The sequence below is a fragment of the Chryseobacterium sp. CFS2 genome (assembly GCF_036543225.1).
Taxonomy (GTDB): Bacteria; Bacteroidota; Bacteroidia; order Flavobacteriales; family Weeksellaceae; genus Chryseobacterium; species Chryseobacterium culicis_A.
The window spans coordinates 65,361-78,999 of sequence record NZ_JAZHQU010000009.1 but is presented as its reverse complement, the minus strand read 5'-3'; the positions used below and the strand labels follow the sequence as shown (position 1 = coordinate 78,999).

The 13,639-nt window shown below is 36.0% G+C and carries 12 protein-coding genes; all 12 read left to right on the top strand.

Going from position 1 to position 13,639, the window contains the following annotated elements; all coding sequences use genetic code 11:
- The first annotated feature begins 153 nt into the window (after positions 1-153).
- The 12 genes from ODR02_RS19240 to ODR02_RS19185 all read left to right on the top strand — a co-directional run bounded on the left by ODR02_RS19240 (position 154) and on the right by ODR02_RS19185 (position 13,637).
- Positions 154-1,074 carry a T9SS type A sorting domain-containing protein gene (locus ODR02_RS19240; protein WP_309513189.1) on the top strand — a complete coding sequence of 307 codons (921 nt, stop codon included), beginning with the start codon at positions 154-156 and terminating at the stop codon, positions 1,072-1,074.
- Between the two features lie 210 nt (positions 1,075-1,284).
- A complete protein-coding gene (locus tag ODR02_RS19235; RefSeq protein WP_309513188.1) occupies positions 1,285-2,208 on the top strand; it encodes a T9SS type A sorting domain-containing protein in 924 nt (307 codons plus the stop codon).
- 79 nt (positions 2,209-2,287) lie between these two features.
- Positions 2,288-2,995: an SDR family oxidoreductase gene (locus ODR02_RS19230; RefSeq protein ID WP_309513187.1), complete on the top strand. Its 708-nt coding sequence runs from the start codon at positions 2,288-2,290 to the stop codon at positions 2,993-2,995.
- Positions 2,996-3,144: 149 nt separating this feature from the next.
- Positions 3,145-3,891: an electron transfer flavoprotein subunit beta/FixA family protein gene (locus ODR02_RS19225; RefSeq protein WP_105682150.1), complete on the top strand. Its 747-nt coding sequence runs from the start codon at positions 3,145-3,147 to the stop codon at positions 3,889-3,891.
- A gap of 41 nt (positions 3,892-3,932) precedes the next feature.
- Positions 3,933-4,880, top strand: a complete 948-nt coding sequence (locus tag ODR02_RS19220; RefSeq protein ID WP_105682151.1) for an electron transfer flavoprotein subunit alpha/FixB family protein — start codon at positions 3,933-3,935, stop codon at positions 4,878-4,880.
- Between the two features lie 189 nt (positions 4,881-5,069).
- Entirely contained in the window at positions 5,070-5,669 is a 600-nt protein-coding gene (locus ODR02_RS19215) for a bifunctional nuclease family protein (protein ID WP_105682152.1), read from the top strand.
- A 22-nt stretch (positions 5,670-5,691) separates the two neighbouring features.
- Entirely contained in the window at positions 5,692-7,074 is a 1,383-nt protein-coding gene (locus ODR02_RS19210; protein ID WP_309513186.1) for a nucleoside permease, read from the top strand.
- Between the two features lie 298 nt (positions 7,075-7,372).
- Complete coding sequence (locus ODR02_RS19205; protein WP_309513185.1) at positions 7,373-7,777, top strand: hypothetical protein; 405 nt, start codon at positions 7,373-7,375, stop codon at positions 7,775-7,777.
- Positions 7,778-7,779: 2 nt separating this feature from the next.
- Positions 7,780-8,190, top strand: a complete 411-nt coding sequence (locus ODR02_RS19200) for a hypothetical protein (protein WP_309513184.1) — start codon at positions 7,780-7,782, stop codon at positions 8,188-8,190.
- 59 nt (positions 8,191-8,249) lie between these two features.
- Positions 8,250-9,428, top strand: a complete 1,179-nt coding sequence (locus ODR02_RS19195) for an acetyl-CoA C-acyltransferase (protein ID WP_105682156.1) — start codon at positions 8,250-8,252, stop codon at positions 9,426-9,428.
- A 378-nt stretch (positions 9,429-9,806) separates the two neighbouring features.
- Complete coding sequence (locus ODR02_RS19190; protein ID WP_105682157.1) at positions 9,807-11,297, top strand: MFS transporter; 1,491 nt, start codon at positions 9,807-9,809, stop codon at positions 11,295-11,297.
- 177 nt (positions 11,298-11,474) lie between these two features.
- Positions 11,475-13,637, top strand: a complete 2,163-nt coding sequence (locus ODR02_RS19185; RefSeq protein ID WP_331835781.1) for a M12 family metallo-peptidase — start codon at positions 11,475-11,477, stop codon at positions 13,635-13,637.
- Positions 13,638-13,639: the final 2 nt, after the last annotated feature.

Sequence of the window (13,639 nt, the reverse complement as noted above, 5' to 3'; positions counted from 1 at the left end):
TGTTTTATATCGTACCATTGTCATTTTTCAGAAGGCTTTTTAAACAATTTTAAAATTAAATTAACTGAAAATAAAAGTGTTATTTTTTATTTGCAATAAATTATTTCACCATTCATGGAAAGTTTATATTTTTAATACAAAACTTGATTTACCATGAAAAAATACTACTCAATTGCATTTTTACTATTATCAATGTGTGTTTTTGCCCAGCAAGCCATCTCCTTTGAATCCACCGAAGGATTCAGTGTTGGAGATATCAATGGACAAGCGGGGTGGATCAGTACGCCTACAGGTGGATTTCCTGAAAATGTAACCCATCAGATGATCAGTACAGATAAAGCCAGTGATGGAAGCAGTGCCCTGAAAATTGTAAAAGAAAATACTTACGGAACCCAGACTGACCCTGTTATCGGAGGATTTTATAACCTGTCAGCACCGCTCGCCAACACTAATTTCTCTGTATCATTCGACATCAATATATCACAGCTCAACGGCTCTGATTTTGGTTTTCAGGCAATAAACAGTATTGATGATCAGTTTGTTGTGAGACTGGATTTTGAAAAAACCGGATTAGTGAAGATTCTTAATTTAGCCTCTAGTATACAGGAACTTATTTCTACACCTTCCACCTGGCTGCCCAATACCTGGTATCGGTTAAAAGTAGTAGGAAGCGCCACAGAGATCAGATATTACCTCAATAATGTGCTGATCTATACAGGAGCAGCTACAAGCTCTCTGAATATAAATCAGCTTCGTTTCGTACATAATAATTCAGTGGGATCAGCTTACATTGATAATATTAAAATTAATAGCGAGCTATGGGTAATGAGCGTTAAAGATTCCAAAGCAACTTCTAAAGAAATATCGCTTTATCCTAATCCTGCTACTGATTTCCTTACTGTCAATTCTGCTGCCAAAGTGAAAAGTATACAGCTCTATGATGAGACAGGAAAGCTCATAAAGACGGAAGTAAACAATAATAAAATAGAGGTAAAAGGTTTGTCCGAAGGAGTATATATGGTCAATATAAAAACGGAAGCTAGAAATTTTACTGAAAAAGTGATCATCAGATAAATTATTTTATTCATTGTAAAACTTGTGTTTTTTTTAGTCTGCTGCTGTAGGTAAGGATGAATTTTTGGGAATACTGCTTTCTTTAGATTTAATATCTTTATTTAATTTGGTTAAAATATATTATGTTACTTGGTTAATATGTGTAAAATATTCACTCATTTTGCTTTTTAGATTTAAAAATTATATATTTGCTCAAAACTAAAAAATATCATGAAGAAACTTTACATTTTCGCAATTTCGTTGATTTCCATAACATCTTTTGCCCAGCAGACTATTTCTTTTGAAGCCAGTGAAGGATTTACAACAGGAAATATTAATGGCCAGCAGGGTTGGATTTCTACAAGTAATGGGGCTACGCCGCCAGTATATTTGACCACTCAATTGGTTTCAGCTGAAATGGCAACTCAAGGTTCAAACAGTCTTAAAATAACACCAGATGTGCCTTATGGGCCGCAGCAAAGCCCTGTTATGGGAGGGTTTTATACTTTTGCAACACCGCTAACATATAATAGCTTCACACAGTCATTCGATGTAAGACTTACACAAAAAAGTTCATCAAGCTCAGATTTTGTTTTTAGAACAGTGAGTACTACAGGAGCTGGAGGAATCGTTACTTATATTGATTTTTCTTACGATGGTACAATTTTACTTGCAACAGCCGGTTCAAATAATTTAGTAAATACCAATCAAACCTGGAATGCCAATACGTGGTACAGAGTAAAAATAGTTTCTACGGCTACAGGAATTCAGTATTTCCTGAATGATGCTCTGATCTACACCGGACAGCCGTTCAGTAACAATAATATCAACAGGATGGATTTTGTGCATGATAATTATGGAGGCTCTGCCTATATCGATAATATCAAAATCAATAATGAAGCGGCATTATCTACAAAAGATGCGATAAAGAATGATGTGAAACTATCTATTTATCCAAACCCGGCTACCGAAGTGATAAAAATCACAACGCCTAACAAAATCAAGCACGTTGAAGTATATGATATGTCAGGAAAAAGAGTAGATGTAACCCTGAACGGAGATCAGGTAAATGTAAGAAACCTATCTTCCGGAGCTTATTTACTGAATGTGGAAACAGAAGGAAGAAACTTTACAGAGAAGTTCATTAAAAAATAAATCCTGATAAATCTTAGGATTAGCAAAACGCTCCAATTGGAGCGTTTTTGTTATTTTAGAGCATTAAAATTTCAATCATATGTCAGATCATAAAACCGCTTATATAACAGGAGGAACCAAAGGAATAGGTTTCGGAATTGCGAAAATTTTACTAGAGAATGGGATTTCTGTAGCATTTTCTGGAAGAAAAAGAGAAGATGTCATGAAGGCAGAAGCAGAGCTTAAACAATATTCAGAAAACGTATTGGGAATTGTTTCCGATGTAAGAAACCTTGAAAGCGAGCAGGAAGCGATAAAATATACCGTTGAAAAATTCGGAAGATTAGATTATATCATTGCGAACGCAGGATTAGGGATTTTTAAGCCTGTAGATGAACTTACTGCAGAAGAATGGAATGATATGATAGAAACAAATCTGACAGGTGTTTTTTATACGTTAAAAGCATCCGTAGAAGAACTGAAAAAGACGGAAGGTTACTATATTACAATTTCCAGCCTGGCAGGAGCTAATTTCTTTGAAAACGGAACAGGTTACAACGCTTCCAAATTTGGAGTAGTAGGTTTCACACAGGCTGCCATGATTGATTTAAGAAAATACAATATTAAATCTGCAGTGATTATGCCTGGATCGGTGGCCACTCATTTTAATGGAAATATTCCATCCGAAAAAGACAGCTGGAAGATTCAGCCGGAAGATATGGGGAATCTTATATTGGATATTTTAAAGATGAATCCAAGAGTTTTACCAAGTAAAATAGAGTTTAGGGCAACGAAACCAGCTAAGTAACTACATCTAATGTATTGAATAATAATTTAATAAGTATTATGCATGCATAATATATTTTTTATTTATATTAGCAAAAATTAATTCAAACAAAATCTCTGCATAAACTGTCATGATTTTATGCATTAAAGGGAAAAAATAAAATAGTACACATGAAAATATTAGTTTGTATTAGTAGTGTTCCGGATACTACTTCCAAAATTAACTTTACAGCAGATAAATCTGCTTTCGACAAGAACGGAATTCAGTGGGTAATCAACCCTCTAGACGAATTTGCGTTGACAAAAGCGGTTAAACTTCAGGAATCTCAGGGAGCAACAGTTACAGTAATCAACGTAGGTGATGCTGCTACAGAACCTGTAATCAGAAAAGCTTTAGCTATTGGTGCTAACGATGCAGTAAGAGTAAATCTTGATCCGAAAGACAGCTATGCTACAGCAAAAGAAATTGCAGCAGTAGCGCAAAACGGAGGATATGATCTTATCCTTTGTGGAAAAGAATCTATTGATTATAACGGAGGTTCAGTTCCGGGAATGGTGGCTCAGTTATTGAACCAGCCTTTCGTAAACGCTTCAGTAGGATTAGACGTAAGCGGAAGCGAAGCTACGGCAGTAAGAGAAATTGAAGGAGGGAAAGAAACTATTTCTGTGAAATTACCGGCAGTTATTGCAGGTCAGAAAGGATTAGTAGATGAAAAAGACCTTATCATCCCGAATATGAGAGGAATTATGTCTGCAAGAACAAAACCTCTGCAGGTAGTAGAGCCTTCTTCTTCAGAAGTAAAAGTTCAGGGAGTATCTTATGACAGCGTTCCTCCAAGAGCTGCTGTGAAAATGGTTTCTCCTGACAACCTGGATGAATTGGTAAGATTACTTCACGAAGAAGCTAAAGTAATCTAATCTTTAAATTTTTCAATCTTTTAATTTTTAAATTTAAAACAATGGCAGTATTCGTATACGCAGAAAATATAAACGGAGTTTACAAAAAAGCAGCTTTTGAAGCAGTTTCTTACGCTAAAGCTATCGCTGATAAAGCGGGAGATACCGTTACGGCAATCTCTGTAAACCCAACAGATTCTTCAGATTTATTATACAAATATGGAGCATCAAACGTTATCAATATCAAAGACGAAGGTCTTAAAAACTTCTCTGCAAAAGCATTTGCTCAGGCTGTAAATGAAGTAGCAGACGGAAATACTATTGTCTTCCCTCACACTACTGATGCTTCTTCAATTGCTCCTATGCTTGCTGTAATGAAGAATTACTCTTTAATTACAAACGCATTGGAAGCTCCTGAAAGCCTTTCTCCTTTCCAGGTAAAGAGAAGAGCATTCTCAGGAAAAGGTTTCATGCATGCAAAAGCTGAAGGAAACGGAGTAATTGTTACGGTTTCTCAAAACGCTTTTGGTGTTAAAGAAAATGCAGTATCAGGTTCAGAAGAAGTGAAAAATTTATCGGTTGCAAATGAAGATACTAAAGTGATTTCTCACGAGCAAAGTTCAGGTAAACTAGACCTTAAAGAAGCTGAAGTTGTTGTTTCTGCTGGTAGAGGGATGAAAGGTCCTGAAAACTGGGGAATGATTGAAGATTTAGCAAACGTTTTAGGAGCGGCTACAGCATGTTCTAAGCCAGTTTCTGATATCGGATGGAGACCTCACACAGAGCACGTAGGACAAACTGGTAAAGCAATTGCACCCAACCTTTACATTGCTGTAGGGATTTCAGGAGCAATTCAGCACCTTGCTGGAGTAAACTCTTCAAAAACGATTGTTGTTATCAACAGTGATCCTGAAGCACCATTCTTCAAGTCTGCTGATTACGGAGTAGTAGGAGATGCTTTCCAGATTATTCCTGCATTAACAGAGAAAATTAAAGCAATAAAAGGATAAGAAAGTGAATTGTGAATAGTCAATTCGCTTTGCTCGTCAATTTTTAAGTAAATAATTCACTTGCGAAGCAAAATTCACTATTGACGTTTGACAATCATCAATAATACAGATAAAAGCTCGGCTTTCCGGGCTTTTATTTTTGCGTAAAAAAGTGAAAACACAATAAAAAATTAATCTATATTTGTAGCTATGGATTATAAACAGCTAATTATTCGCGGAATATCGTACAGCCAGACTCAATCAGGGGCGTACGCATTGTTACTGGAGCATGAAGAAACACACATAAAATTACCTGTTGTTATAGGAAATTTCGAAGCCCAGTCTATCTCTCTTGGGCTGGAAAAAGATATTCATCCACCGCGTCCTCTTACTCATGATTTATTTACTAAGTTTATAGTTTCTGCCAATTATGAGCTAATTTCTGTCATTATCTATCAGATTGTAGACGGAGTTTTCTTTTCAAATATCAACTTTAAAAATAAAGTAACGGAAGAAGAACTGATCCTTGATGCCAGAACTTCCGATGCTGTTGCGATGGCCGTAAGATTTGACGCGCCTATATTTACAACACAACAGGTTTTGAATGAAGCCGGGATTTTATTGGAACTGGAAGATGTTGCCAAAGAAGATCAATCGTTCTCAGAAACTGTACAGACAGAAGATAACTTGAAATCTCTTTCTATGGAAGAGCTTCAGAAATTATTAGATGAAGCCGTTAAAGAAGAAGACTATGATACCGCTCTTGAAATCCAGGAAGAAATCAAGAGGAGGAAAAAGAAAATTGATTAAAGAGATACTTTTTATATAAACTATGAATTTAAAATTACGACTGACCATCCTCAGTTTTCTCCAGTTTTTTGTTTGGGGTGCATGGCTGATTACGATGGCAAACTTCTGGTTTGGCACAAAACATTGGGAAGGAACTCAGTTTGGAGCTGTGTTCGGAACAATGGGAATTGCTTCTATCTTTATGCCAACCATTACTGGAATTATTGCTGACCGCTGGGTAAATGCGGAACGTATATTTTCAGTATTACACATTCTTTATGGGGTCATTCTTTTCATATTGCCTCATTCTGCAGATCCAAATTCCTTCTTTTCAGTAATGCTTGTGGCCATGTGTTTCTACATGCCTACTATTGCACTTGCTAATTCAATTTCTTATACAATCCTGAAAAATAATAATCTGGATGTGGTGAAAGACTTTCCACCGATTCGTGTATGGGGAACTATTGGTTTTATTGTTGCCATGTGGATCACAAACCTTAGTGGAAACAAAGCAACAGAAGGACAGTTTTATATTGGAGGTGCTGTAGCGATTTTCTTAGGAATTTATGCGCTTACATTACCTAAATGTCCGCCTCAAAAACTAATTGATAAAGACTCCCCATTATCCGAGCAATTAGGTTTGAATGCATTCAAACTGTTTGGAAACTATAAAATGGCATTGTTCTTTCTATTCTCAATGCTTTTGGGAGCTGCACTTCAGCTTACCAATGCATACGGAGATGTTTTCTTAAGTGAATTTGCTCATTTTCCTAAATATGCAGACTCGTTTGTAGTACAGAGATCTACCATCATTATGTCAATTTCTCAGGTTTCAGAAACCCTGTTTATTTTGGCAATTCCTTTTTTCCTTAAGAAATTTGGAATTAAAAAAGTAATGCTGATGTCTATGTTAGCATGGGTTTTAAGATTCGGATTCTTTGCGTATGGTGTTCCGGACGGATTCGGACTTTCATTAATCATTCTTTCATGTATCGTATACGGAATGGCTTTCGATTTCTTTAATATATCAGGGTCACTTTTCGTAGAAACGACTACCGATAAAAAGATACGTTCTTCGGCTCAGGGATTATTCATGATGATGACTAACGGGTTTGGGGCAGTTTTCGGAAGTTATGCCGCAGGATGGGCTATTGATAAATTCTTTACCCATAAGTTTACAACGGCTTCAGATCTGTCTGCTTATCTGCAAACAACACCTGATAATCCTACTTTCCTGGGCATTTTAAAGAATAGTTTCAATGCAGCGGTGAACTCAGACGGAACCCTTTCCTCTATAGTGATGGTGAAAGACTGGCAGCAGATATGGCTTTCTTTTGCAATCTATTCATTAATACTGGCGATTTTCTTTGCTGTTTTGTTTAAACATAAACACAACCCGGAAGATGTTTCATCAGTTAAACATTAATTAAAACTAACATTCTTAAGATATTAAATTGCATTTTTGAAAAAAGATGCAATTTTTTATTTTTCAGATATCCTTTTATAAAATAAAGGTTAACTGAAGAAAAATTTGGACTTCAGATCGATATAGAAATAACAAATACTCATTTTTAATTTGATAATAAATTCCTTTTTTCTTTGTGTAATAATTAAAAATATCGAAGCTTTTTTATAGCTAACAAGTGTTCGGGTGCGGAATTCCTATTTTTAAAACACACTATTTAAAAGTGTGTTTTTTTTTGTATTTTGGCACTTTAGTAAATATGAAAAATATTCAGTTATTAGGTTTGCTGTTAGTCATTGTAGGCAGCTTTTTACCCTTGGTACATGTGCCTGTCATCGGGAACTGGAACTATTGGAAGCTTGATCATTATCTGGCTATTGCCTGCTGGATTTTTTCAGCATGTGCCGTTTTTGGAATTGTAAATAACAGTGTCAGAATCGTTAGATTTTTTGGTATTCTGCTTATTCTTTTATTCGGATTTACCTTGGTTGCTGTGAAAATGCAGTCGCTCCAATATTTTAGCTTTTTACCATTCAAATCATGGCAGGAAACTTTTGCAGGAATCGTCAAATTGAAATGGGGCTGGGCCGTAGAGTTTTTAGGCGCTTTTCTAATGGTAATTGCAGGAGGAAACAAAAAAATAAACAATAGAACACAAATATAAAAATGAACTCCTTAAAAATATTTTCAATAGGAATTTTGTTGATGGCAGCCACGCAGGTTCATGCCCAGGCAACAGAACAGAAAAAACCGGATAATCCGCCGAAATGTGCTAATATAAAAGAAGGAAAGTTCCTAAGACCCAATTACCCGGAAGCAATATGGCATATGACCATTAAAGATAATGTTCAGACTGAATATTTTAATAATGGAAAAGATTATATCAAATCCACATTGGTTTTTATAGATGATTGTAACTACAAAGCAATCGTCATGGAGAAATCCGATAAAAATGATCCCGCACAAATAGGGGATGTCTTCAACAATAAAATAGTAGCTACCCAGGATAATCTTCTGAAAGTAAATACTAAAATTGAAGGAACCCAATTTGATATAGTATACGTAAAAGTGAAATAAATTCTAATTATAAAAAGGGAGCATCTGTTCCGTTTTAGCTTAAAATAAAAATTATATACATGAAAGAAGTATTCATTGTTTCCGCAGTAAGAACACCAATGGGAAGTTTTATGGGAAGCTTATCAACAGTTCCGGCTACAAAATTGGGAGCAACTGCTGTAAAAGGTGCATTAGATAAAATCGGTATGGATCCTAATAATGTTCAGGAAATCTATATGGGAAATGTTCTTCAGGCAGGAGAAGGCCAGGCGCCGGCTCGTCAGGTTGCTTTAGGAGCAGGTCTTTCAATCAATACGCCATCTACTACCGTAAATAAAGTTTGTGCTTCAGGAATGAAGGCTGTAACAATGGCGGCTCAGGCAATTAAAGCTGGTGATGCAGAAGTAATTGTGGCAGGAGGTATGGAGAATATGTCTTTAGTTCCTCATTATTACAATGCAAGAGTAGCTACAAAATTAGGTGACATCAAAATGCTTGACGGTATGGTGCTTGACGGTCTTACAGACGTATACAACAAAGTACATATGGGAGTATGCGCAGAAAAATGTGCCGTAGATTATAACATCACAAGAGAAGATCAGGATAACTTCGCTGTAGAATCTTACAAAAGATCAGCAAAAGCTTGGAGCGAAGGTAAATTCAGCGAAGAAATTGTACCGGTTTCTATTCCTCAGAGAAAAGGAGAGCCTGTAATCTTTGCTGAAGATGAAGAGTATAAAGCAGTAAACTTTGACAGAATTTCAACACTTCCTACCGTTTTCAAAAAAGAGGAAGGTACAGTAACAGCAGCAAACGCTTCTACACTGAACGATGGTGCTTCTGCATTGATCCTTGTTTCCAAAGAAAAAATGGAAGAATTGGGATTAAAACCTCTTGCTAAAATCGTTTCTTATGCTGATGCAGCTCATGAGCCTGAAAACTTTACAACGGCTCCGGCAAAAGCTTTACCTATCGCTCTTAAAAAAGCAGGATTAGAGATTTCTGATATCGATTTCTTCGAATTCAACGAAGCTTTCTCAGTAGTAGGATTGGCAAACAACAAAATCTTAGGATTAGATGCTGCTAAAGTAAACGTAAACGGAGGTGCTGTAGCATTAGGACACCCACTGGGAAGTTCGGGTTCAAGAATCATCGTTACATTAATCAACGTATTGAAGCAAAATAATGCAAAATATGGGGCTGCTGCTATCTGTAACGGTGGTGGTGGAGCTTCTGCAATTGTAATTGAAAACTTATAATTGACATATACAGCCATATTTTGTGGTTTCAGATATAAAAATCGGGGTTCTTGGACCCCGATTTTTTGGTTATAAAATAGTACGTTGCTGTCTTCCAACGATGTCTTCAGGTTGATGATATAAAATTTCCGGTCAGATATCTCTTATAGCAGAAAAGCTTTTTCTGATTATGAATGCTGCCCAAAAAGAGAGTCTATTGAAAAAAAATAATACAGAATCTTGTTATTGGAGGTTTTTGTTCAGTATAATTAAACGGAATAAGAGGAAAACTTTGCTGAATTATTTCAATGGCTTACAATTATTATTTTCAAAATAAAATTAAAAACCGTCGAATATTCCGTAGTTTTTCTATTTTTGTGCTACTAATATATATTTGAAATGTCTGAAACTGAGAATCGACAGCCTAAAAACATAAAGAATAATCCTAAGATTATGAAAGCCTGGGCTGTATATGACTGGGCAAACTCCGTTTATTCCCTGGTTATTACCTCTACCATTTTTCCCATTTATTACTCCATCCTTACCACTGCTTACGAGAAAAAAGAATATGTGGCGGAAACAAAAACATGGATAGATGTTCCGGTAAGACATATGATCAAAATTTTCGGGGAAGAATATCAGCCGGATGCTGTATATGGATACTCACTTACCATATCATTCTTTATTGTAGTATTACTGTCACCGTTTTTATCTTCTTTGGCTGATACCATTGGAAACAAAAAATCTTTCCTGCAGTTCTTCTGCTATCTTGGTGCAACATCATGTATGGGATTAGCTATGTTTACAGGGATGCATAACGTATTTCTGGGGCTTTTATTCAGTATCACGGCCAGTGTAGGTTTTTGGGGAAGTTTGGTATTTTATAATTCTTTTCTTCCTGATATTGCCACACCGGACAGGCAGGATGCGCTCTCTGCAAGAGGATATGTGTACGGATATATTGGTTCCGTAGTTTTAGTGGTAATCTGTTTGGTTTTAATTCAGGTTTTTGCCAAAGGAGCAGCCCAGCAGCTATTGTTTACAAGAATCAGTTTCCTGTTAACGGGAGCATGGTGGTTTGGGTTCTCTCAATACACATTCAAACACCTTCCTCAATTTGGGGATGTGAAAGATAAACTTCCTAAAGACTTAGTATTACTTAATTATAAGAATATCTTCAAAAAACATGAAGAGCAGGGAGGATTCTTTGAGGTGTTTAAAGATAATCTGAGCTTCTATAAAGATATTGCAAAAGAAAGTTTTCATGAACTGTTTAAAGTAGGAGGAGAGCTTTTCAAAGATAAAAATCTGAAATTCTTCCTGTCAAGTTTCTTCTTTTACAGTGTAGGAATGCAGACAATCTTCCTTATGGCAACTTTATTCGGAAAGAGTGAGATCAATCTTGCTCAGGATAAACTGATAGGAACCCTTTTGGTGATTCAGATCGAGGCGATCATCGGAGCGGTTATTTTCTCAAGATTATCCAAGAGAATCGGTAATAAAAATGTGATTTCAATTGCCATCATCCTTTGGATTGTAGCTTGTCTTTGGGCTTATTTCCTGAACAAAGAAAATCCTACAGTAGAATACCAGTTTTATGGAGTAGCTGCCGTAGTTGGTTTGGTAATGGGAGGTCTTCAGGCAATGTCAAGATCTACCTACTCAAAACTTCTTCCGGAAAACTCCATGGAAAATACAACGTACTTCAGTTTCTATGACGTATTGGAGAAAATTGCCATTATCATCGGAACGTTCATCTTTGCAACATTAATTGAACATTTCAATAATATGCGTATCGCGGCCTTATCAATGACCATATTTTTTGCTGCAGGATTAGTTTTAATACGATTCCTGAAGGTCAAAATGAGAACCGATAGAGAAACTTTATAAAAATTAAAAGACGTTATTTTTAACGTCTTTTTTTATTTTAATGAATTAAAAACATTTATTTAGTGATTTGGTTAAATTTATTTTTATGGTTTCCATAAATAATAGAATACAATAAGGATTTTTCACTATGTTTTGATTTTTTTTGTTTATTTGTAAAAATGATAAATTGTCAAAATCATGAAAAAGTTTCTATTAGTTTGTTTTTTACAATGTTGTGTTATGGGTTTTTCTCAAAAATTAAAACCGGTTGCGCAAAAAGTTTCGGAATATCATAATGGAAAATCGGAGCTTAAAAGCTATGATTTATTTGAGATAGATAAAAATGCAGATAAATTAGCCGAATATAAAAGGGCTGCAACAGATATCACGGTTATGTCTCTAAAGCCTGCAGAACTGAAAAGATTAATCACCGAAAAACCTGAGTTTCTTGAAATATCTTTTCCTTTTGACGGAGGCAGGCAGATCACCGTTGAAATGTACAGACATCAGATCTTGACCAACGATTTTAAAGTAGTTACAGAGAAAGGTAAAGCAGTAGACTATACACCGGGAGTTTATTATCAGGGTATTGTAAAAGGTGATAATGCATCTATTGCTGCTTTTAGCTTTTTTAACAATGATATCGTAGGAGTTGCTTCTACCCCTGAATTAGGAAATATAGTACTGGGAAAAGCTAAAAATTCTGAAGATTTTGTAAACTATTCAGATGCTAAATTAACAGGTGCCAATCCATTTGCCTGTGGGGTAGACGGATTGAAAGAAAACCAGACTCAGAGACCTGTTTTTAATCCTAATAATACTACCAGTAAAAAAACGGATAACTGCGTAAGAATATACTATGAAGTAGGGGTTGGGCCTTATACCCAAAACGGAAGCAATACTACAACTACCACCAATTGGGTGACTGCTATGCATAATAATGTTACCACTTTATATGCCAATGAGAATGTGAATGTAGCATTAAGTGAAGTTTTTGTCTGGACAACTACTGATCCTTATTCAGGTTCACCAAGTGCAATTTTAAATCAGTTTAGAACTACCAGAACTACTTTTAATGGGGATGTGGCACAGTTATTAAGAAATCCGGCTACAACAAGTATTGCGTATGTTAATTCATTATGCACCAGTTATAAGTATTCTTATTGTGGGATGAATTTAAACTATCAAAATGTACCTACCTATTCCTGGAATATAGAAGTTATGACCCATGAACTTGGGCATAATTTAGGGTCACCACATACTCACTCTTGTTTCTGGAATGGTAATAATACAGCTATTGACGGCTGCGGCCCTGCTTCAGGAAATAATGAAGGATGTACAGCGGCCCTTCCTCCGGCAGGTGGTGGTACGATTATGAGCTACTGCCATTTGGTAAGCAGTGTAGGGATTAATTTTGCGAATGGTTTTGGTGTACAGCCAGGAACATTAATCAAAAATACAGTAGATTCAAAAGGGTGTCTTGGTACCAACTGTACAGCATCTTGTGCTACATCCATCACCAACTTTAAAGTTAACAACATCACACAGACTTCGGCAAATGCTAATTTTACAGATGCATCCTCAACTTCATGGAAGTATAAATTAACTACTGCTAATGGAGCAGCAGTATCATCAGGAAATACAACTACGCCATCTGTTAACTTTACCAACCTTCAGCCAGCCACTTATTACAGATTAAGTGTAGGAACAGATTGTAGCGGACCCAATGCATTCCAGCTATCACAAATCTTTTTAACTGATGGAGCTTGGTGTGACGGAATTCAGTTTTTAGATACAGGAGGTTCAACAGGTCAATATGGAGATAATGAAGAAATTGTAAAAACATTTTATCCTACTCCTGGTTCCGCTATGACAATGACATTTACAGCATTCGATCTCGAACAGGGTTATGACTTTATGTATGTGTATAATGGTCCATCTACAGCTTCACCATTATTTGCCAACGGAAATAATCTGAGTGGAAATACAGTGCCAGGTCCATTTACATCCACAGATCCTTCAGGGGCAATAACAGTAAAATTTGTTTCAGATGGAGCCGCTACAGGGAATGGATGGAATGTGAATTTCTCTTGCAATGTTTTAGCAGTAGAAGACATCAACATAAAAAATAACTCAATAGATATATATCCGAATCCTGCCAAAAATATGATAATGCTCTCTTCAAAAGAAAGACTAAAAGGGTATAAAATCTATGACGAAGCCGGAAGACTGGTGATTGCTAATTCTTCTTTAAAAGGAAATAAACAGGAAATAAATCTTTCCTCAATTCAGACAGGAAACTACGTAATTACCATAGAAACAGAAAAGCAGACCATCAGCAAGAAGCTGATCAAACAGTAATT